Source organism: Prauserella muralis (assembly GCF_003202285.1).
Taxonomy (GTDB): domain Bacteria; phylum Actinomycetota; class Actinomycetes; order Mycobacteriales; family Pseudonocardiaceae; genus Prauserella_B; species Prauserella_B muralis.
This window is the reverse complement of record NZ_MASW01000007.1, coordinates 636,270-657,878: the sequence shown is the minus strand read 5'-3', so window position 1 is coordinate 657,878 and position 21,609 is coordinate 636,270. Positions and strand designations below refer to the sequence as shown.

Annotated in this window: 16 protein-coding genes and 3 rRNA genes; 18 read left to right on the top strand and 1 reads right to left on the bottom strand. The window is 69.0% G+C overall.

Features of this window, described 5'->3' with window-relative positions:
- Positions 1 to 30: 30 nt before the first annotated feature.
- The 12 genes from argJ (at position 31) to rrf (ending at position 15,013) form a co-directional block, all read left to right on the top strand.
- Positions 31 to 1,182, top strand: a complete 1,152-nt coding sequence (gene argJ / locus BAY60_RS32745) for a bifunctional glutamate N-acetyltransferase/amino-acid acetyltransferase ArgJ (protein WP_112285247.1) — start codon at positions 31 to 33, stop codon at positions 1,180 to 1,182.
- A complete protein-coding gene (gene argB, locus BAY60_RS32740) occupies positions 1,179 to 2,096 on the top strand; it encodes an acetylglutamate kinase (protein ID WP_112285246.1) in 918 nt (305 codons plus the stop codon). Before argJ ends, argB begins: the two co-directional genes overlap by 4 nt.
- Positions 2,096 to 3,277, top strand: coding sequence for an acetylornithine transaminase (locus tag BAY60_RS32735; RefSeq protein ID WP_112285245.1), 1,182 nt, complete (start codon positions 2,096 to 2,098; stop codon positions 3,275 to 3,277). The genes argB and BAY60_RS32735 overlap by 1 nt, the downstream gene beginning before the upstream one ends.
- 1 nt (position 3,278) lies before the next feature.
- On the top strand, positions 3,279 to 4,205 hold the full coding sequence (argF, locus tag BAY60_RS32730; protein ID WP_112285244.1) for an ornithine carbamoyltransferase: 927 nt from the start codon (positions 3,279 to 3,281) through the stop codon (positions 4,203 to 4,205).
- A complete protein-coding gene (locus tag BAY60_RS32725) occupies positions 4,202 to 4,720 on the top strand; it encodes an arginine repressor (protein ID WP_112285243.1) in 519 nt (172 codons plus the stop codon). The genes argF and BAY60_RS32725 overlap by 4 nt, the downstream gene beginning before the upstream one ends.
- Positions 4,713 to 5,915, top strand: a complete 1,203-nt coding sequence (locus BAY60_RS32720; RefSeq protein ID WP_112285242.1) for an argininosuccinate synthase — start codon at positions 4,713 to 4,715, stop codon at positions 5,913 to 5,915. Before BAY60_RS32725 ends, BAY60_RS32720 begins: the two co-directional genes overlap by 8 nt.
- A 109-nt stretch (positions 5,916 to 6,024) precedes the next feature.
- Positions 6,025 to 7,437 (top strand): argininosuccinate lyase, encoded by a 1,413-nt coding sequence (gene argH / locus BAY60_RS32715; protein ID WP_112285618.1) that lies wholly within the window; start codon positions 6,025 to 6,027, stop codon positions 7,435 to 7,437.
- Positions 7,438 to 7,579: 142 nt separating this feature from the next.
- Positions 7,580 to 8,194, top strand: coding sequence for a DNA-3-methyladenine glycosylase (locus BAY60_RS32710; protein WP_211330561.1), 615 nt, complete (start codon positions 7,580 to 7,582; stop codon positions 8,192 to 8,194).
- Positions 8,195 to 8,222: 28 nt separating this feature from the next.
- Entirely contained in the window at positions 8,223 to 9,497 is a 1,275-nt protein-coding gene (tyrS, locus tag BAY60_RS32705) for a tyrosine--tRNA ligase (RefSeq protein ID WP_112285241.1), read from the top strand.
- Positions 9,498 to 9,892: 395 nt separating this feature from the next.
- Positions 9,893 to 11,418 (top strand): 16S ribosomal RNA (locus BAY60_RS32700).
- Positions 11,419 to 11,687: 269 nt separating this feature from the next.
- Positions 11,688 to 14,822: ribosomal RNA gene (locus tag BAY60_RS32695) — 23S ribosomal RNA — on the top strand.
- Between the two features lie 73 nt (positions 14,823 to 14,895).
- Positions 14,896 to 15,013 (top strand): 5S ribosomal RNA (rrf, locus tag BAY60_RS32690).
- Together the 16S, 23S and 5S rRNA genes form the textbook arrangement of a ribosomal RNA operon.
- 301 nt (positions 15,014 to 15,314) lie before the next feature.
- Here the strand turns inward: rrf and BAY60_RS37665 are convergent.
- Positions 15,315 to 15,827 (bottom strand): hypothetical protein, encoded by a 513-nt coding sequence (locus tag BAY60_RS37665; RefSeq protein WP_211330542.1) that lies wholly within the window; start codon positions 15,825 to 15,827, stop codon positions 15,315 to 15,317.
- Between the two features lie 54 nt (positions 15,828 to 15,881).
- Here BAY60_RS37665 and BAY60_RS37660 point away from each other — a divergent pair, with 54 nt between their 5' ends.
- The 6 genes from BAY60_RS37660 to recN are packed head-to-tail and all read left to right on the top strand — an operon-like array spanning position 15,882 to position 21,443.
- Positions 15,882 to 16,565: a tetratricopeptide repeat protein gene (locus BAY60_RS37660; protein WP_245992910.1), complete on the top strand. Its 684-nt coding sequence runs from the start codon at positions 15,882 to 15,884 to the stop codon at positions 16,563 to 16,565.
- A complete protein-coding gene (locus BAY60_RS32680; RefSeq protein ID WP_112285239.1) occupies positions 16,558 to 17,556 on the top strand; it encodes an HAD-IIA family hydrolase in 999 nt (332 codons plus the stop codon). The genes BAY60_RS37660 and BAY60_RS32680 overlap by 8 nt, the downstream gene beginning before the upstream one ends.
- Positions 17,557 to 17,597: 41 nt before the next feature.
- Positions 17,598 to 17,816: a hypothetical protein gene (locus BAY60_RS32675; protein ID WP_170160608.1), complete on the top strand. Its 219-nt coding sequence runs from the start codon at positions 17,598 to 17,600 to the stop codon at positions 17,814 to 17,816.
- Between the two features lie 2 nt (positions 17,817 to 17,818).
- Complete coding sequence (locus BAY60_RS32670; RefSeq protein ID WP_112285237.1) at positions 17,819 to 18,634, top strand: TlyA family RNA methyltransferase; 816 nt, start codon at positions 17,819 to 17,821, stop codon at positions 18,632 to 18,634.
- Positions 18,631 to 19,587, top strand: a complete 957-nt coding sequence (locus BAY60_RS32665) for an NAD kinase (RefSeq protein WP_112285236.1) — start codon at positions 18,631 to 18,633, stop codon at positions 19,585 to 19,587. Before BAY60_RS32670 ends, BAY60_RS32665 begins: the two co-directional genes overlap by 4 nt.
- Positions 19,588 to 19,634: 47 nt before the next feature.
- The gene (gene recN / locus BAY60_RS32660) at positions 19,635 to 21,443 is read left to right on the top strand and encodes a DNA repair protein RecN (RefSeq protein WP_211330541.1); all 1,809 of its coding nucleotides are present in this window, start codon (positions 19,635 to 19,637) and stop codon (positions 21,441 to 21,443) included.
- The last annotated feature ends 166 nt before the right edge of the window (positions 21,444 to 21,609 follow it).

Sequence of the window (21,609 nt, the reverse complement as noted above, 5' to 3'; positions counted from 1 at the left end):
CGACGTACTCTTTCCCGCGGAGGCGGCGACATGACCGTCACCACCCCGCAGGGCTTCCGGGCTTCCGGCGTCACCGCCGGGCTCAAGGCCAGCGGCACACCGGACGTCGCGCTCGTCGTCAACGACGGGCCCTCGGACGTGGCCGCCGCCGTGTTCACCACCAACCGCTGCAAGGCCAACCCGGTGCTGTGGAGCGAGCAGGTGATGGCAGGCCGCAAGGCCAGGGCCTGCGTGCTCAACTCCGGCGGCGCCAACTGCTACACCGGGCCGCAGGGCTTCCAGGCCACGCACGCCTCCGCCGAGCTGGTCGCGAGCAGGCTCGGGATCGGCGCCATCGACGTCGTGGTGTGCTCCACCGGGCTCATCGGTGAGCAGCTGGAGACCGAGAAGCTCAACGCCGGTATCGAGCAGGCGGCCGAGACGCTGTCGGCCACCGGCGGCGCGGCCGCCGCCGAGGCCATCATGACCACCGACACCCGCAGCAAGCAGGCCGTGCGCGAGGGCGAGGGCTGGAGCATCGGCGGCATCGCCAAGGGCGCGGGCATGCTCGCCCCGGCGCTGGCCACGATGCTCGTGGTCGTCACCACCGACGCCGAGGTCGACGCCGAGACCGCCGACCGCGCCCTGCGGGAGGCCACGAGGGTCACCTTCGACCGGCTCGACTCCGACGGCTGCATGTCCACCAACGACACGGTGCTGCTGATGTGCAGCGGAGCCTCCGGCGTCACGCCCGGCGAGCGCGAGTTCACCGGCCGGCTCACCGAGCTCTGCCACGACCTCGCCCAGCAACTGCTCGGCGACGCCGAGGGCGCCGAGCACGACATCGCGATCGAGGTGGTCAACGCCGCCACCGAGGACGACGCGGTGGAGGTGGGCAGGGCCATCGCGCGCAGCAACCTGTTCAAGTGCGCCGTGTTCGGCAGGGACCCGAACTGGGGCCGCATTCTCGCCTCGGCGGGCACCACGCGCGCGGCGTTCGACCCGGCCGCGCTCGACGTGGCGTTCAACGGCGTGTGGGTGTGCCGCGGCGGCGAGCCCGGCGAGTCCCGCGAGAAGGTCGACCTCACCGAACGCGCCGTCACCGTCACCGTGGACCTCAAGGCGGGCACCGAGTCGGCCACCATCTGGACCAACGACCTCACGCACGCCTACGTGCACGAGAACTCGGCGTACTCGACATGACCGGCGAGTCCGTGGTGTCCGCCGACGAGCGGCTGGCCACCGCCGCGGAGAAGGCGGGCGTGCTCATCGAGGCACTGCCGTGGCTGCAACGCTTCCACGGCGCGACGGTGGTGATCAAGTACGGCGGAAACGCCATGGTGGACGACGAGCTCAAGCGCGCGTTCGCCCAGGACATGGTGTTCCTGCGGATCGCGGGCCTGCGCCCGGTGGTCGTGCACGGCGGGGGCCCGCAGATCAGTGCGATGCTGGGCAAGCTCGGCATCGAGGGCGAGTTCAAGGGTGGGCTGCGCGTCACCACCCCGGAGACGATGGACGTCGTGCGGATGGTGCTCGTGGGCCAGGTCAGCCGGGAGCTGGTCGGGTTGGTCAACGCCCACGGCCCGTACGCGGTCGGCATCTCCGGCGAGGACGCGAAGCTGTTCACCGCCGAGCGCAAGCACGCCACCGTGGACGGCGAGCCGGTGGACATCGGCCTCGTCGGCGAGGTCGCCTCGGTCAACCCCGACGCCGTGCTCGACATCGTCAACGCGGGCCGCATTCCCGTGGTGTCCACTGTGGCCCCGGACGTGGACGGGGTGGTGCACAACGTCAACGCCGACACCGCCGCGGGCGCCCTCGCCGCGGCGCTCGGTGCGGAGAAGCTCGTCGTGCTCACCGACGTCGAGGGGCTCTACGCCAGCTGGCCCGACCGCTCGTCGCTGATCGACCGGATCGGCGTGGACCGGCTCGAGCAGCTGTTGCCCAGCCTGGCCAGCGGGATGATCCCGAAGATGGAGGCGTGCGTGCGAGCCATCCGCGGCGGAGTCCGCAGGGCCCATGTCATCGACGGCAGACTCGCGCACTCGGTGCTGCTCGAGGTCTTCACGTCGCGAGGAGTCGGCACGATGGTGCTGCCGAAGGACGAGGGAGAGTAATGTCCAACCAGGACAACCAGCGGCGCTGGCAGGCCGCCATGATGAACAACTACGGCACGCCGAAGCTCACCCTGACCCGGGGTGAGGGCGCCGTGGTGTGGGATGCCGATGGCAACCGGTACCTCGACCTGCTCACCGGCATCGCGGTGAACGCGCTCGGCCACGCGCATCCCGCGGTGGTGGAGGCGGTGAGCACGCAGATCGGCACGATCGGCCACACGTCGAACCTCTACATCAACGAGCCCGCGCTGCGGCTGGCCGAACGGCTGCTTGATCTGTCCGGTTCGGACGGCCAGGGGCGGGTGCTGTTCTGCAACTCCGGCGCCGAGGCCAACGAGACGGCGTTCAAGCTCAGCAGGCGGACCGGGCGCACCAAGGTCGTCGCCACCGACGGCGGCTTCCACGGCCGCACGATGGGTGCGCTCGCGCTCACCGGCCAGCCCGGCAAGCGCGCGCCGTTCGAGCCGCTGGTGCCCGGCGTCGAGCACATCCCCTACGGCGACGTCGCGGCGCTGGAGGCTGCCGTCGACGGCGAGACGGCGGCGTTCGTCGTGGAGCCGGTGCAGGGCGAGAACGGTGTCGTCGTGCCGCCGGAGGGGTACCTGCAGGCCGCCAGGGCCGTCACCGCACGGCACGGCGCGCTGCTCATCGTGGACGAGGTGCAGACCGGGGTCGGCAGGCTCGGCACCTGGTTCGGCTTCCAGCAGGCCGGCATCACGCCCGACGTGGTCACCCTCGCCAAGGGGCTCGGCGGCGGGCTGCCGCTCGGCGCGTGCCTGGCCATCGGCGACGCCGCCGGGCTGCTGGAGCCCGGGCAGCACGGCACCACCTTCGGCGGCAACCCGGTGTGCTGTGCCGCCGCTCTGGCCGTGCTCGACACGATCGCCGCCGAAGGGCTGCTCGACCACGCGGGCTCACTCGGCAAGGAGATCGCCGCCGGCGTCGAGGGTCTCGCTCACCCGCTCGTCGCCGGTGTGCGCGGCGCCGGGCTGCTGCTGGCCGTGCTGCTGCGCGAGCAGCTCTCGGCCAGGGCGGCCGAGGCCGCCCAGCGCGCCGGTTTCCTGATCAACCCCATCCAGCCCGACGTCATCCGGCTGGCCCCACCACTGATTCTCGGCCACGACCAGGCCGCCGAGTTCCTGGCCGCGCTTCCCGGCGCACTTGATTCCGCAAAGGACTGACATGCCACGCCACTTCCTCCGCGACGACGACCTGACCCCCGAGGAGCAGGTCGCCGTCCTCGATCTCGCGGACACGCTGAAGAAGCAGCCGTACGGCGACGCACTCGCCGGGCCCAGGGCGGCCGCGGTGATCTTCGAGAAGAACTCCACGCGGACCCGGTTCTCCTTCGAGGTCGGCATCGCGCAGCTGGGCGGGCACCCCGTCGTGGTGGACGGGCGCAGCATGCAGCTCGGCCGCGAGGAGACCATCGAGGACACCGCGCGCGTGCTGTCGCGCTATGTCGACGTGGTGGTGTGGCGCACGTTCGCGCAGGCCCGCATCGAGGCCTTCGCCTCCGCGGCCACGGTGCCGGTGGTGAACGCGCTGACCGACGAGTTCCACCCGTGCCAGATCCTGGCCGACCTGCAGACGGTGCGGGAACGCAAGGGCACGCTCGCCGGGCTGACGCTGACCTACCTCGGCGACGCGGCGAACAACATGGCCCACTCGCTGCTGCTCGGCGGCGTCACGGCGGGCCTGCACGTGCGCGTCGCGGCGCCGGAGGGCTTTCACCCGCTGCCGTGGGTGCTGGACGCCGTCGCCAAGCGGGCGGCCGAGACCGGCGGCAGCTACGAGGTGCTCGCCGACCCGCACGCGGCCGTCGACGGCGCCGACGTCGTGACCACGGACGCGTGGACGTCGATGGGGCAGGAGAACGACGGCAAGGACCGCGTCTCGCCGTTCCGGCCGTACCAGGTGAACGCGGACCTGCTCGCGCGCACCGGGAAGGACACGATCGTGTTGCACGACCTGCCCGCGCACCGCGGCTGGGAGATCACCGACGAGGTGATCGACGGGCCGGCCAGCGCGGTGTGGGACGAGGCGGAGAACCGCCTGCACGCACAGAAGGCCCTGCTCACGTGGCTGCTGGAGCGACGATCGGCATGAGCAGGGCCGCCCGGCAGGGCAGAATCGTCGAGCTGGTGTCCACAATGGCCATCCGCAGCCAGACGGAGCTGGCGAAGCTGCTGGCCGCCGAAGGCATCGAGGTCACACAGGCTACCTTGTCCAGGGACCTCGACGAGCTGGGTGCGGTGAAGCTGCGGGGTGCCGACTCGGGTGCACCGGTGTACGTCATCCCGGAGGATGGCAGCCCGGTGCGGGGCGTGCAGGGTGGTACGTCCCGGTTGTCCCGGTTGCTCGCCGAGCTGATGGTCTCGGTGGACGCCTCGGGCAACCTGATGGTGCTGCGGACCCCGCCAGGGGCCGCGCAGTTCCTTGCCAGCGCGATCGACAGGGCGGCGCTGGAGGAGGTCGTCGGCTCGATCGCCGGCGACGACACGGTGGCGGTGATCGCCAGGGAGCCGCTCTCCGGCAAGGACCTGGCGGCTCGCTTCGCCGCGATGGCGCAGCGATCGTCGGCTTTGGACTCGAACGGTAGTGAGGAGAACAACCATGACTGACCGGGTGGTGCTCGCGTATTCCGGCGGGCTTGACACCTCGGTGGCGATCGGCTGGATCGCCGAGGAGACCGGCGCCGAGGTGGTGGCTGTGGCCGTGGACCTCGGACAGGGCGGCGAGGACCTGGAGACCATCCGCAAGCGCGCGCTCGACTGCGGCGCCGTCGAGGCGGTGGTCGCCGACGCCCGCGACGAGTTCGCGACCGAGTACTGCCTGCCCGCGCTGCAGGCCAACGCGCTCTACATGGACCGGTACCCGCTGGTGTCGGCGCTGTCCCGCCCGGTGATCGTCAAGCACCTCGCCGAGGCCGCCAAGTACCACGGCGCCACCACGGTCGCGCACGGCTGCACCGGCAAGGGCAACGACCAGGTGCGGTTCGAGGTCGGCATCGGCGCGCTCGCGCCGGACCTCGAGGTCATCGCCCCGGTCCGCGACTTCGCGTGGACCCGGGAGAAGGCCATCGCCTACGCCGAGGAGCGCGACCTGCCCATCGACGTGACGAAGAAGTCGCCGTTCTCGATCGACCAGAACGTGTGGGGCCGTGCCGTCGAGACCGGCATCCTCGAGGACCTGTGGAACTCGCCGCCGAAGGAGGTCTACTCCTACACGCAGGACCCCACCGTCCACTTCCAGGCACCCGACGAACTGGTCATCGCGTTCGACAAGGGTGTGCCGGTGGCCATCGACGGCAAGCCGGTCACGATGCTGGAGGCGGTTCAGCAGCTCAACGTGCGCGCGGGTGCACACGGCGTCGGCAGGCTCGACATGGTCGAGGACCGGCTGGTGGGCATCAAGAGCCGCGAGGTGTACGAGGCGCCGGGTGCGATCGCGCTCATCACGGCCCACCAGGAGCTGGAGAACGTCACGGTGGAGCGGGACCTGGCCCGGTTCAAGCGGCAGGTCGAGCAGCGCTGGGGCGAGCTGGTGTACGACGGCCTGTGGTTCTCGCCGCTGAAGGACGCGCTGGACGGCTTCGTCGCCAAGACGCAGGAGCACGTGTCCGGCGAGATCCGGATGGTGCTGCACGGCGGCACCGCCACGGTCACCGGCAGGCGCAGCGACGAGTCGCTGTACGACTTCAACCTGGCGACCTACGACGAGGGCGACACGTTCGACCAGTCCCTGGCGAAGGGTTTCGTCCAGTTGTGGGGCCTGCCCAGCAAGATCGCCGCGAAGCGGCAGCAGAGCAAGAACTGACATCCGCTGTGAATGGCCCGTTCACTGCGAAATCCGCAGCGAGTGGGCCATTCACAGCAGTCGCAGCAGGAAGAGTGAGAGCGTGACCGAGAAGGACAGCGGGCAGCCCATGGCGCTGTGGGGCGGGCGGTTCGCGAGCGGGCCCGCCGAGGCGATGGCGGCACTGTCGGCGTCGACGCATTTCGACTGGCGCCTCGCGCCCTACGACATCGCCGGGTCGCGGGCGCACGCCCGGGTGCTGCACACGGCGGGCCTGCTCACCGACTCCGAGCTCGAGGACATGCTGGCCGCGCTCGACCGGCTCGCCGAGGACGTCGCCTCCGGCGCGTTCACGCCGACGATCGCCGACGAGGACGTGCACACCGCGCTCGAACGGGGCCTGCTCGAACGCGCCGGCGCCGACCTTGGCGGCAAGCTGCGCGCCGGCCGCTCGCGCAACGACCAGGTGGCGACGCTGTTCCGGATGTGGCTGCGCGATGCCGCCCGCAGGATCGTCGCGGGCACCCTGGGTGTGATCGACGCGCTCGTGGAGCAGGCGCGGCGCTATCCGGACGCCGTGCTGCCCGGCCGCACACACCTGCAGCACGCGCAGCCGGTGCTGCTCGCCCACCATCTGCTGGCCCACGCGCAGTCCCTGCTGCGCGACATCGGCAGGCTGCGCGACTGGGACGAGCGCACCGACGAGTCGCCGTACGGCTCGGGCGCGCTCGCCGGCTCCTCGCTCGGGCTCGACCCCGATGCGGTGGCCGCCGAGCTCGGCTTCGCCACGTCGGTGGAGAACTCGATCGACGGCACGGCCTCGCGCGACTTCGCGGCCGAGTTCGCCTTCGCGCTGGCGATGCTGGGGGTGAACCTCTCGCGCATCGCCGAAGAGGTGATCATCTGGAACACCGCCGAGTTCGGCTACGTCACGCTCGACGACGCGTGGGCCACCGGCAGCTCGATCATGCCGCAGAAGAAGAACCCGGACGTCGCCGAGCTCACCAGGGGCAAGTCGGGCAGGCTGGTGGGCAACCTCACGGGCCTGCTGGCGACGCTCAAGGCCCAGCCCCTGGCGTACAACCGCGATCTGCAGGAGGACAAGGAACCGGTCTTCGACTCCGTCGAGCAGCTGGAGCTGCTGTTTCCCGCTATCGCGGGGATGCTCGGCACGCTGACCTTCCACACCGAGCGCCTGGCCGAGCTGGCTCCAGCCGGCTTCACGCTGGCCACGGACATCGCGGAGTGGCTGGTGCGGCAGGGGGTGCCGTTCCGGGTCGCGCACGAGGCGGCCGGGGAGTGCGTCCGCCTCGCCGAGGGGCGCGCTGCCGGACTCGACGAGCTCACCGACGACGAGCTGGCGAAGATCCACCCGGCGCTGACCCCGCAGGTGCGGGAGGTGCTCACGGTCGGCGGGTCGGTGGCCTCACGTAACGCCAGGGGCGGGACGGCACCGGAGCGGGTGGCCGAGCAGCGCGAACGGCTCGTCGCCCGGTTGGCGGAGCACCGGGCCTGGGCGAGGACGGCGCAGCCGTCCGGCTAGCGGTGCCGTGACCGGTGGCGTCCGCCGGGGCCGGTGCCGTGGCGCACCGGCCCCGCCGTCCGGGCACGCGTTAGCCTGGGCCGGGGTATCCAGCAGGCGAGGGGGAAGCCGGGTGACGCGCGACGCACTGCCCGACCGGATGATGACGCGTGCCGAACTCGCGATCGATCCGGTCGATCTGGCCCGCAGGCTGCTCGGCTGCGTGGTGGAGTCGCGCAGCGAGCAGGGCGTGGTGCGGCTGCGGCTGGCGGAGGTCGAGGCCTACCGGGGGCTCGACGACCCCGCGTCGCACTGCTACCGCGGGCGGACACCACGCAACGAGGTGATGTGGGGACCCGCGGGGCACCTGTACGTGTACTTCGTCTACGGCATGCATTTCTGCGCGAACATCGTCGGCCTCACCGACGGGCAGCCGGGCGCGGTCCTGCTGCGCGCGGGCGAGGTCGTCGAGGGCGCGGAGCTGGCGAGGCTGCGCAGGCCGACCGCACGCGGCAGGGGTGAGGTGGCCAGGGGCCCCGCCGTGCTGACGTCCGTGCTCGGTCTCGACCGGGCGCACAACGGCGCCGACCTCACCGACCCGGAGTCCTCCGTGCGGCTGTTCGCCGCCGATCCGGTGCCCGAGGACCGCATCGCCACCGGGCCCAGGGTCGGCGTCGCGGCGGCGATGGACATCCCGTGGCGGTTCTGGCTTGCCGGGTCGCCCGCGGTCAGCACCTACCGCCGGGGCGGGCGGGTCCGTGCCCGGGCGAACGGGTGAGCAGGGCCATAGGGGACAATCCCCAGGTGTGAGCAAGCACATTCTTGACGAGCTGTCCTGGCGCGGGTTGATCACCCAGTCCACCGATCTCGACGCGTTGCGCCGTGACCTGGACGCGGGCCCGTTGCCGGTCTACATCGGCTTCGACCCGACCGCGCCGAGCCTGCACGCCGGGCACCTCGTCCAGATGCTCGTGCTGCGGCGGTTCCAGGACGCGGGACACCGCCCTGTGCTGCTGGCGGGCGGCGGCACCGGGCTCATCGGCGATCCGCGCGACGTCGGCGAGCGCACCCTCAACTCCGAGGAGACCGTGCGCGAGTGGGCGGAGCGGCTGCGCGGCCAGCTGGCGCGCTTCGTCGACTTCGGCCACCCCGACGTGCCGCCGATCGAGGTGAACAACCTCGACTGGCTCGGCACGATGACCGTGCCCGCCTTCCTGCGTGACGTCGGCAAGCACTTCTCCGTCAACACGATGCTGGCGCGCGAGACCGTCAAGCGCAGGCTGGAGGGCGAGGGCATCTCGTACACGGAGTTCAGCTACATGCTGCTCCAGGCCACCGACTACCGGGAGCTCTACGAGCGGCACGGTGTCAGGCTCCAGGTCGGCGGCTCCGACCAGTGGGGCAACATCCTCGCGGGCGTCGACCTGGTGCGCCGGGTGCACGGTGCGCAGGTGCACGCGATCACCACCCCGCTGGTGACGGACTCGGAGGGCCGCAAGCTCGGCAAGTCCACCGGCGGCGGGAACGTGTGGCTGGACGCGGAGATGACGTCGCCGTACGCCTGGTACCAGTACTTCGTCAACATCCCGGACGCCGACGTGGTGACCTACCTCAAGCTGCTGACGTTCCTCGGCCAGGAGGAGATCGCGGAGCTGGAGACGGCCACGGCCGAGCGTCCCGCGGCCAGGCAGGCGCAGCGCAGGCTCGCCCAGGAGCTCACCGACCTCGTACACGGGCCCGAGCAGACCCGCCAGGTGGTGGCGGCGAGCCAGGCGCTGTTCGGCCGAGGCGATCTCGCCGAGCTCGATGAGCCGACGCTGACCGCGGCGATGGCCGAAGTGCCCAGCGGCGAGGTGAAGCTCTCCGACGAGCCGTCCATCGTCGAGCTGCTGATGGCAGGCGGGCTCGTGGACAGCAAGGGCGCGGCGCGGCGGACGGTCAAGGAGGGCGGCGCGTACGTGAACAACACCAAGATCACCGACGAGGCGTGGCGCCCGGCGCTGTCGGACGCCCTGCACGGGCGCTGGCTCGTGGTCCGCAGGGGCAAGCGCAACCTGTCGGGCGTCCAGCTGCTGGCCTGACGCCGAGGGGTCCTCTGGCCTGGGGTTTTGTGGTTGGGGGACCCCCGTTGTGTGGTGGGTTTTGGGGGTGTGTAGTCTTTTCTTCGTTGCCGGGGAGACCGGGCCGAGGCCGGGAGGTTGGGGTTCGGGTTACCAGGCAGGGGAATGCGAACCAGGCTCCCATGGTTGTGGTAGAGTGGGTGTTCCCCGTTCGGGGTGGTGTGCCTCCCTTTCAGTGAAGCCCGGTGGGTTTTGGTGTGGGGTGGTGTGCTGCCGCGGGTGGTAATAACTGCGTGTTGTTTGAGAACTCAACAGTGTGCTTGTGAGCTTGATAGTTTGGTAGCTTGTTTTTGTGACCCCCTTTTTTTTGTGGGTTTCTTTGAGGCTATTTTTGTAGCTGGGTCTTTCTCAAGTTATTGTTGGAGAGTTTGATCCTGGCTCAGGACGAACGCTGGCGGCGTGCTTAACACATGCAAGTCGAACGCTGAAGCCCTTTCGGGGGTGGATGAGTGGCGAACGGGTGAGTAACACGTGGGTAATCTGCCCTGTACTCTGGGATAAGCCTGGGAAACTGGGTCTAATACTGGATAGGACCGCGCTTCGCATGGGGTGTGGTGGAAAGCTTTTCGGAGCGGTATGGGATGGGCCCGCGGCCTATCAGCTTGTTGGTGGGGTGATGGCCTACCAAGGCGGTGACGGGTAGCCGGCCTGAGAGGGCGACCGGCCACACTGGGACTGAGACACGGCCCAGACTCCTACGGGAGGCAGCAGTGGGGAATATTGCACAATGGGCGCAAGCCTGATGCAGCGACGCCGCGTGAGGGATGACGGCCTTCGGGTTGTAAACCTCTTTCGCCAGGGACGAAGCGGAAGTGACGGTACCTGGAGAAGAAGCACCGGCTAACTACGTGCCAGCAGCCGCGGTAATACGTAGGGTGCGAGCGTTGTCCGGAATTATTGGGCGTAAAGAGCTCGTAGGCGGTGTGTCGCGTCTGCCGTGAAAACCTCAGGCTTAACTTGGGGCGTGCGGTGGATACGGGCATCACTTGAGTTCGGTAGGGGAGACTGGAATTCCTGGTGTAGCGGTGGAATGCGCAGATATCAGGAGGAACACCGGTGGCGAAGGCGGGTCTCTGGGCCGATACTGACGCTGAGGAGCGAAAGCGTGGGGAGCGAACAGGATTAGATACCCTGGTAGTCCACGCTGTAAACGTTGGGCGCTAGGTGTGGGGTGCTGTTCACGTGTCCCGTGCCGTAGCTAACGCATTAAGCGCCCCGCCTGGGGAGTACGGCCGCAAGGCTAAAACTCAAAGGAATTGACGGGGGCCCGCACAAGCGGCGGAGCATGTGGATTAATTCGATGCAACGCGAAGAACCTTACCTGGGCTTGACATGCGCCAGACATCCCTAGAGATAGGGCTTCCCTTGTGGTTGGTGTACAGGTGGTGCATGGCTGTCGTCAGCTCGTGTCGTGAGATGTTGGGTTAAGTCCCGCAACGAGCGCAACCCTTGTCCTATGTTGCCAGCGGGTTATGCCGGGGACTCGTGGGAGACTGCCGGGGTCAACTCGGAGGAAGGTGGGGATGACGTCAAGTCATCATGCCCCTTATGTCCAGGGCTTCACACATGCTACAATGGCTGGTACAGAGGGTGGCGATACCGTGAGGTGGAGCGAATCCCTTAAAGCTGGTCTCAGTTCGGATCGCAGTCTGCAACTCGACTGCGTGAAGTCGGAGTCGCTAGTAATCGCAGATCAGCAACGCTGCGGTGAATACGTTCCCGGGCCTTGTACACACCGCCCGTCACGTCACGAAAGTCGGTAACACCCGAAGCCCATGGCCCAACCCTTCGTGGGGGGGAGTGGTCGAAGGTGGGACTGGCGATTGGGACGAAGTCGTAACAAGGTAGCCGTACCGGAAGGTGCGGCTGGATCACCTCCTTTCTAAGGAGCACATCACATCCATCCTTGTCAGGTCCCTTGTGTTGGAGGGTTCTGTGTGGGGGTGGGGTGGCCACTGGATTCACCGGTTGTGTGGATGGTGGTTGCTCGAGGAATTTGTGAACCTACCAAGCTGTGTTGGTGTTTCTGTCCCTTGTGTGGGGGTGGGGGCGCTGGCTGGGCTGCAAGTACGCTGTTGGGTCCTGAGGCAGCACGTGGTGTTGTTTCGGTGTGGTGTTTGAGAATTGTAGAGTGGGTGCGAGCATCTTTGTGGTCAAGTTGTGTAGGGCACATGGTGGATGTCTGGGCATCAGGGGCCGATGAAGGACGTGGGAGGCTGCGATAAGCCTCGGGGAGCTGTCAACCGAGCTGTGATCCGAGGGTGTCCGAATGGGGTAACCCGGCACCCGTGATGGGGTGTCACCCGCGCCTGAATGTATAGGGCGTGTGGAGGGAACGCGGGGAAGTGAAACATCTCAGTACCCGTAGGAAGAGAAAACAAGTGTGATTCCGTGAGTAGTGGCGAGCGAAAGCGGAGGAGGCTAAACCGTGCGCATGTCAAGTTGTCAGGCGTTGTGTGTGCGGGGTTGTGGGACCTGTCGTCTAGGGGCTGACACTCCTAGCGTCTGCGCGCATGGCTAGTGGAACACGTTGGGATGCGTGGCCGGAGTGGGTGAGAGTCCCGTACGCGAAAGCTGTGTGGTGTGGGTGTGGCGGTGTTCCCGAGTAGCAGCGAGCTCGTGGAATTTGCTGTGAATCTGCCGGGACCACCCGGTAAGCCTAAATACTTCCTGGTGACCGATAGCGGACGAGTACCGTGAGGGAAAGATGAAAAGTACCCCGGGAGGGGAGTGAAAGAGTACCTGAAACCGTGTGCCTGCAAGCCGTCAGAGCGATTCCTTTGTGGGTTGTGATGGCGTGCCTTTTGAAGAATGAGCCTGCGAGTTCGTGCTGCGTGGCGAGGTTAACCCGTGTGGGGTAGCCGTAGCGAAAGCGAGTCTGAAGAGGGCGTGTAGTTGCGTGGTCGAGACCCGAAGCGGGGTGATCTACCCATGGCCAGGGTGAAGCGCCGGTAAGACGGTGTGGAGGCCCGAACCCACCAGGGTTGAAAACCTGGGGGATGAGTTGTGGGTAGGGGTGAAAGGCCAATCAAACTCCGTGATAGCTGGTTCTCCCCGAAATGCATTTAGGTGCAGCGTCGTGTGTTTCATCATGGGGGTAGAGCTACTGGGTGGCCTAGGGGCCTTACCGGGTTACCGAAGTCAACCAAACTCCGAATACTGTGATGTGAGAGCGCGGCAGTGAGACGGCGGGGGATAAGCTTCGTCGTCGAGAGGGAAACAGCCCAGAGCGCCAGCTAAGGCCCCTAAGTGTGTGCTCAGTGGGAAAGGATGTGGAGTCGCTGAGACAACCAGGAGGTTGGCTTAGAAGCAGCCATCCTTGAAAGAGTGCGTAATAGCTCACTGGTCAAGTGGTTCTGCGCCGACAATGTAGCGGGGCTTAAGCACACCGCCGAAGCTGTGTCATCCACACATTTCATCGGCTTCGACCTTTCGGGGTTGTTGTCTAGTGGTGTGGGTGGGTAGGGGAGCGTCCTGCATCCGGGGAAGCAGCGAGGGAACTTAGCTGTGGAGGGTGTGGGAGTGAGAATGCAGGCATGAGTAGCGAATGCAGAGTGAGAATCTCTGCCGCCGGATGACCAAGGGTTCCTGGGCCAGGTTGTTCCGCCCAGGGTAAGTCGGGACCTAAGGCGAGGCCGACAGGCGTAGTCGATGGACAACGGGTTGATATTCCCGTACCCGCGTGTGTGCGTCCCTGGCGAGGCAGGGGAGACTAACCACCCGAGCCGGTGTGGCTTCCTTCGGGAGGTCGTGCTTGGTGAGCGTGGGACCTGATCCTGTAGTAGTCAAGCGATGGGGTGACGCAGGAAGGTAGCCCCGCCAGTCAGTGGTGATACTGGTGTAAGCGTGTGGCCCGCCTGGTAGGTAAATCCGCCGGGCTGTCTTGGATGACGAGGGTGAGGCGTGATGCGTAGCCGTTGTGGTGAAGTAGGGTGATCCTCTGCTGCCGAGAAAAGCCTCTAGCGAGTGCATGTGTGGCCCGTACCCGAAACCGACACAGGTGGTCAGGTAGAGAATACCAAGGCGATCGGGTGAACTGTGGTTAAGGAACTCGGCAAATTGCCCCCGTAACTTCGGGAGAAGGGGGGCCAAAGCACCTGAAGCCCCGTTTGCGGGCTAGGGTGGGTTGGCCGCAGAGACCAGCGGAAAGCGACTGTTTACTAAAAACACAGGTCCATGCGAAGACGCAAGTCGAGGTATATGGACTGACGCCTGCCCGGTGCTGGAACGTTAAGAGGACCGGTTAACCCYTYCGGGGGTGAAGCTGAGAATTTAAGCGCCAGTAAACGGCGGTGGTAACTATAACCATCCTAAGGTAGCGAAATTCCTTGTCGGGTAAGTTCCGACCTGCACGAATGGCGTAACGACTTTCCGGCTGTCTCAACCACAGGCCCGGCGAAATTGCACTACGAGTAAAGATGCTCGTTTCGCGCGGCAGGACGGAAAGACCCCGGGACCTTTACTATAGCTTGGTATTGGTTTTCGGTTCGGCTTGTGTAGGATAGGTGGGAGACTGTGAAGCTGGCACGCTAGTGTTGGTGGAGTCGTTGTTGAAATACCACTCTGGTCGGATGGGGAATCTAACCTCGGACCGTGATCCGGTTCAGGGACAGTGCCTGGTGGGTAGTTTAACTGGGGCGGTTGCCTCCCAAAGGGTAACGGAGGCGCCCAAAGGTTCCCTCAGCCTGGTTGGCAATCAGGTGTTGAGTGTAAGTGCACAAGGGAGCTTGACTGTGAGACTGACGGGTCGAGCAGGTGCGAAAGCAGGGACTAGTGATCCGGCACCTCCTGGTGGAAGGGGTGTCGCTCAACGGATAAAAGGTACCCCGGGGATAACAGGCTGATCTTGCCCAAGAGTCCATATCGACGGCATGGTTTGGCACCTCGATGTCGGCTCGTCGCATCCTGGGGCTGGAGTAGGTCCCAAGGGTTGGGCTGTTCGCCCATTAAAGCGGCACGCGAGCTGGGTTTAGAACGTCGTGAGACAGTTCGGTCCCTATCCGCCGCGCGCGTAGGAGACTTGCGGAAGGCTGTCCCTAGTACGAGAGGACCGGGACGGACGAACCTCTGGTATGCCAGTTGTCCCGCCAGGGGCATGGCTGGTTGGCTACGTTCGGAAGGGATAACCGCTGAAGGCATCTAAGCGGGAAGCCTGTTCCTAGATGAGGTCTCCCACCCTATGTGGGGTAAGGCCCCCAGCAGACCACTGGGTTGATAGGCCAGACATGGACGCGCAGTAATGCGTTTTCGAGTGGACTGGTACTAATAGGCCGAGGACTTGCCCACAAAGATGCTACGCACCCACTCTACGATCCTGAAACACCACCACGAAACACCCCGCGTGGCTGTTTCACAGTGTTTCGGTGGTGATAGCGGTGAGGGAAACGCCCGGTCCCATTCCGAACCCGGAAGCTAAGCCCACCAGCGCCGATGGTACTGCACCCGCAGGGGTGTGGGAGAGTAGGACACCGCCGAACTTTACCTAGAGGGAGGCCCGTTAGGGTTGGTCGTGAGGCCAACTCTGACGGGCCTTCCGCATGTCTACATCCATAGTGTGCTTCATCAGGAGGACAGGTGTCCGAGTTCGGTCGGCGCGACTCGAAGGACGACGGTGAGTCGGCTCGACCGCAACGTCGTCACGATGACAGTCGCGGACAGCGCCGCGACGACCGCCGATCCGGCGGAAAGACCGGCGGCCACGGCGGGTACCGGGACGATCGGTCCCGTGGCGACAAGCCGTACCGCGAAGGGCGGTCCTTCGACCGCCGCGACAACCGTTCACGTGAGGATCGGCCCGGCCGGGACGACCGTGGCCGCCGTGACGAACGCGGGCGAGGTGAGCGCCACCCCCGGGGTGACCGCTCCCGTGGTGACGACCGGTTCGCCCGCAGCGACCGGCCTCGCCGGGACGACCGGTTCCGCCAGGGTGACCGGCCCCGCCGCGACGACCGGCCCGGTCGCGACGACCGGTTCCGCCAGAGCGACCGGCCCCGCCGCGACGAAGGGCCACGCGGTGAAGGCCGGTTCGGGCGCGACGACCGCGGACGCCAGGGCGACCGGTTCCGCCAGGGTGACCGGCCCCGCCGCGACGACCGGCCCGGCCGCGACGACCGGTCCCACCAGGGTGAACGGCCCCGCCGGGATGAACGGTCCCACCAGGGTGACCGGCCCCGCCGGGACGACCACTCCCGCCGCGACGACCGTGGCGGCCGGGATCAGCGGCCCCGCACCGGAAGCCGGTTCCCCCGGGAGGACCGCCCCCGGCGCGACGAACGTCCCCAGCGGGAGCATCCCCGCCCTCGCTCGGCCGATCGGCCCCAGCAGGAACCGCGCGGCGACGAAGCGGTGGCGCGCGACCTGCTGCAGGCGCCGGAGCTGCCCGAGGACGTGCAGTACAGCGACCTGGACCCGGAGGCCCGCAGGGAGCTGCGGTCGCTGCCGAAGGACCTCGCCGAACGCATCGGCAGGCACCTCGTCGCGGCGGGCCAGCTCATTGACGAGGACCCCGAGGCCGCGCTCGCCCACGCCCGCTACGCCAAGACCAAGGCCTCCCGCATCCCCGTGGTGCGCGAGGCTGCCGGCCTGGCCGCCTACCACGCGGGCAACTGGTCGGAGGCGCTGACGGAGCTGCGGGCCGTCCGCAGAATGACCCGCACCGACGCCCACGTCGCCGTCATCGCCGACGCCGAGCGTGCGCTCGGCAGGCCGGAACGCGCGCTGGACATCGCCAAGGAGACCGACTCCAGCACCCTGCCCAAGGAGGTGGCCGTCGAGCTGCGCATCGTCGCGGCAGGCGCCCGGCGTGACCTGGGCCAGCTCGACGCCGCCGTCGTGGCCCTGCAGGGCGACGACCTCGACCCGCGCAACCCGCAACCGTGGAGCGCGCGCCTCTTCTACGCCTACGCCGACAACCTGGCCGCGGCCGGCCGCCGGGACGAGGCCGTGCGCTGGTTCCTCAACGCCGCCGAGGCCGACGCCGAGGAGGAGACCGACGCCGCCGAGCGCGCCACGGAGCTCGCCGGTGAGTGACGCCGCCCTGCTCGACCGCCACGACGCCGTCCTGCTCGACCTGGACGGCACGGTCTACCACGGCGCCCGCCCCATTCCCGGCGCGGCCGAGGCGATCGGCCGAGTCCGGGAACGCGGTACCCCGGTCCGGTTCGTCACCAACAACGCCTCCAAGGCTCCGGCCGAGGTCGCCGACCACCTGCGCTCGCTCGGTGTCCCCGCCGATCCCGGCGAGGTCAGCACGAGTGCCCAGGCGGCGGCACGGCTGCTGCGCGAACGCGTCGCCGACGGCGCGAACGTGCTCGTCGTCGGCACCGGCTCGCTGGCAGCCGAGGTCGACGGTGCCGGACTGCGGTCCGTGCGCAAGGTCGGCGACGAGATCGCCGCCGTCGTCCAGGGACACTCCCCGAAGACGGCGTGGCCCGACCTCGCCGAGGCCTGCGTCGCGATCCGCTCCGGCGCCCTCTGGGTCGCCTGCAACCTCGACGCCACCCTGCCCACCGAACGCGGCCAGCTGCCCGGCAACGGCGCGATGGTGGCGGCCCTGCGCGCCGCCACCGGCCGGGAACCGCTCGTGGCCGGCAAGCCTCAGCCGCCGCTGTTCCACTTCGCCGCCGAGTCGGCCCAGGCGGCTGACCCGCTCGTCGTGGGCGACCGCCTCGACACCGACATCGCGGGCGCGGTCGCGGCGGGCGTGGCCTCCCTGGCCGTGCTGACCGGTGTCACCACGGCCGCCGACCTGCTCGCGGCGGGACCGGCCGAACGCCCCCGCTACGTGGCCGCCGACCTGGCGGCGCTCGCCGGGAAGGCGGACGAGCTGGAGATCGGCCCCCGGCCCGGCTGGCGGGTCGAACCCGGCGGCTCCGCGCTCGTGGTCCGCAGTGCAGGCGGCCGGGACGCCGCCGACCTGCTGCGAGCCCTGTGCGCGGCGGCCTGGGAGTCGGACCTCGCCACGGTGCGTGCCGCCGACGACCAGGCGGCCGCCACACTCGCCGAGCTGAAACTGGGCTGAGGCGCCCGCCACGCCCCGCCGCGATCGGTTAGCGTTGTGGGGTGCACGAACAGAGCGATCCCGCACCGCGGCCCGTGCCCGGACCGCCACCCGGAATGTCCGGGCCTGCGCCGCAGGACACCGACCCCCGGGCCGGCATCGAAGAGGCCATCGCCGGGCTCGACGAGCTCGAAGACCTGCCGCTGGCCGAACACGTCGAGCGCTTCGACGCGGTGCACACCGAACTCGCCGTGGCGCTGTCGAGCATCGACAAGGTCTAGGCGTGTCACGCAGGGCGCGCCTTGACGCCGAACTGGTGCGCCGGGGCCTCGCGAGGTCCAGGGAGCACGCCAGCTCGCTCATCAGCGAAGGCAAGGTGACCGTGCGGGGGATGGTGGCCAGCAAACCGGCCACCGGCGTCGAGCTCGACGCGCCCATCGTCGTGCGTGCCGGCGACGACCCCGGCTGGGCCTCCCGCGGCGCCCACAAGCTGCTCGGCGCACTGCGGGTGTTCGCCCCGCGGGGACTGACGGTGCGGGGCAGGCGCTGCCTCGACGCGGGCGCCTCCACCGGCGGCTTCACCGACGTGCTGCTGCGCGAGGGTGCGCGCACCGTCGTGGCCGCGGACGTCGGCCGTGGCCTGCTCGACTGGCGGCTGCAGACCGACGACCGTGTCGTGGTGCTGGACAAGACGAACGTGCGCAACCTGACGCCGGAACAGATCGGCGGGCAGGTCGACCTCGTCGTGGCCGACCTGTCGTTCATCTCGCTGCGGCTCGTGCTGCCCGCGCTCGCCGCCTGCGCGGCGCAGGGCGCCGACCTGCTGCCCATGGTCAAGCCCCAGTTCGAGGTCGGCAAGGACCGCCTCGGCAGCGGCGGCGTGGTGCGCGACCCGGAGTTGCGCGCCCAGGCCGTGCTCGACGTCCTCGGCGAGGCCGCCACGCTGGGCCTGCGCGCCCGTGGGGTGGTCGCCAGCCCCCTGCCGGGCCCGTCCGGCAACGTCGAGTACTTCGCGTGGCTCAGCCGCACCACCGAGGATTCCGAACCCGCCGGGCTGGAGGAGCTGGTCCGTGCCGCCGTCCGGGAGGGGCCATCGTGAGCACCCCGTCCGACAAGCGCGAAGTGCTGCTGGTCGTGCACCCCGACCGCGATGCCACGCGCGGCGCCGCCCGGGACGTCGCCAAACGGCTGGCCTCCGCCGGGATCTGGCTGCGCGTCACCGACGACGAGGTGCTCTCGCTCATCGCCGGCGGCGACGAGGACGTGCCATGCACGGTCGTCGCCCCCGTCGACCGTCCCGCCGAGGGTGTGGAGCTGGTGCTCGTGCTCGGCGGCGACGGCACGCTGCTGCGGGCGGCGGAGCTGGCCCGCCCCGCCGGGGTGCCCGTGCTGGGCGTCAACCTGGGCCGGGTCGGGTTCCTCACCGAGGCCGACTCCGACGCACTGCACGACACGGTCGACCGCGTGGTGGAGGGCAGCTACCGCATCGAGGAGCGGATGACGGTCGACGTCACCGTGACCCTGCACGGCCAGGTCGTGGCCCGCACGTGGGCGCTCAACGAGGCCAGCGTCGAGAAGAGCACCCGCGAGCGCATCCTCGACGCCCTCATCGAGGTCGACGGCAGGCCCGTGTCGTCCTTCGGCTGCGACGGCGTGCTGTGCTCGACGCCCACCGGCTCCACCGCGTACGCGTTCTCGGCAGGCGGTCCGGTGGTCTGGCCGGACGTCGAGGCGCTGCTGGTGGTGCCGAGCAACGCGCACGCCATGTTCTCCCGGCCGCTGGTGGTCTCGCGCGCCTCGGTGATCACCGTGCAGGTCGACCCCTACGGCTCGCCGGCGGTGCTCACGTGCGACGGGCTGCGCCACGTCGAGCTCGACCGGGGCGCACGCGTGGAGGTGGTCGCCGGGAAGACCCCGGTGCTGCTGGCGCGGCTGTGGGACGGCCCCTTCACCGACCGGCTGGTGCAGAAGTTCTCGCTGCCGGTCAAGAGCTGGCGGGAGCGCCACGACCGCCTCGGACGGAGCACCGAGGGGCCCGACCACCTGTCCTGAGTGAGTCGGGGCGCCGGGGTGTCGGAGGGTGCCGCTACGGTGGTGGCGTGCTGGCCGAGATGCGCATCCAGGGCCTCGGGGTCATCGAGGACGCCCTGCTCGAACTGCACCCGGGATTCACCGTGGTCACCGGCGAGACCGGTGCCGGCAAGACGATGGTGGTCACCGGGCTCCATCTGCTGTCCGGAGGCCGGTCCGAGGCGTCGAAGGTGCGGACCGGTTCCGCGAAGGCCACCGTGGAGGGCCGCTTCGAACACATCACCGGCGAGCAGGCCAGGATCATCATCGGCGACGCGGGGGCCGACGTCGACGAGGACGACAGCGTCATCGCGCTGCGCTCGGTGAGCGCCGACGGCCGCTCCCGCGCCCATCTCGGCGGCCGGTCCGTCCCCGTCGGGGTGCTGTCCGAGCTCGCGGAGCAGCTGCTGGCCGTGCACGGGCAGAACGACCAGCTCCGCCTGTTGCGTCCCGCCGAGCAGCGCGCCGTGCTCGACCGCTTCGCCGGCGATGCGGTGGCCTCGCCGCTCGCCGACTACCGGGCGGTGCGGCAGGACTGGCTCGCCGTCGCCGCCGAGCTGGAGGAGCGCTCCACCCGGTCGCGGGAGCTGGCCCAGCAGGCCGACCTGCTGCGGCACGGCCTCACCGAGATCGAGGCGGTCAACCCCGAGCCGGGCGAGGACGCCGAGCTGACCGAGCAGATCAAGCGGCTCGCCGCCGTCGACGAGCTGCGCGACGCGGCGAGCGCCGCCGCGACGGCCGTGTCCGGCTCCCCCGAGGGTGACCCGGACGTGCCCGGCGCGCTCGGTCTCGTCGCCGAGGCCCGGCGCAGGCTCTCCGGCACCGAGGACGCCGTGCTGCGGGACCTGGAGCCCCGGCTGGCCGAGGCCGCCGTGCTGCTCGGCGACGTGGGCTCGGAACTGGGCGGCTACCTGGAGACGCTCGACGCCGACCCCGAGCGGCTGGAGCAGGTGCTCGCCCGCCAGTCCGAGCTCAAGAAGCTCACCCGCAAGTACGCCGCCGACGTCGACGGCGTGCTCGCCTGGGCCGACGACGCGCGGCAACGGCTGGAGAGCATGGACACCTCCGACGAGGCGCTGGCGCGGCTGGCCGCCCGGCGCGACGAGCTGGCCACGGAGCTCGCGGGGCACGCCGCCGCCGTGTCGCGGGCGCGCTCCGAGGCGGCCGCCCGCCTGGCCACGGAGATCACCGCGGAGCTGGCGGGGCTGGCCATGGGCCAGGCGGAGGTCGAGGTCACCGTCACCGCCAGGCGGGCGGAGCAGGCCGAGGAGCACGCGTTGCGCGTCGGCGGTGATCTCGTGCACGCCGGTCCGGACGGCGTCGACGACGTCGAGCTGCGGCTGCGCGCCCACTCCGGCGCCCCCGCCCTGCCCGTGCACAAGGCGGCGTCCGGGGGTGAGCTGTCGCGGGTCATGCTCGCGATCGAGGTGGTGCTCGCCCACGCCGACACCGTGCAGACGCTCGTGTTCGACGAGGTCGACGCCGGGGTGGGCGGCCGTGCCGCCGTGGAGATCGGCAAGCGGCTCGCCACGCTCGCGCGCAGCCACCAGGTGCTCGTGGTGACCCACCTGCCGCAGGTCGCCGCCTTCGCCGATCGTCACCTCGTGGTGGACAAGGGCACGGCCGAGGGCATCACCCGCAGTGGTGTCGCCGTGCTGGCGCAGGAGGAGCGGGTGGCCGAGCTGGCTCGGATGCTCGCCGGCATGGAGGAGACCGAGACCGGCCGCGCGCACGCCGAGGAGCTGCTCAGCGCCGCCGAGACGTTCAAGTCGACACCGGAGCCGGGTAAGCCCGGGCGTGGGACCAAGAAGAAAGGCACCGGCAAGAGCAGCAAGTGACCGTTCCGCGGGATTCGGGCACCTCACCCCGGTCGGTGAACGCTTCCCCTGTACGCGGCTACGCGGGGTGAACTCGCCGCGATGATCGTCCGGTGTGGAGCCGGACACACCGCACGTCAATAACCGTCGCCGTTCCGGCGTGGCGACGGCGGATTCGTGTGCCCGT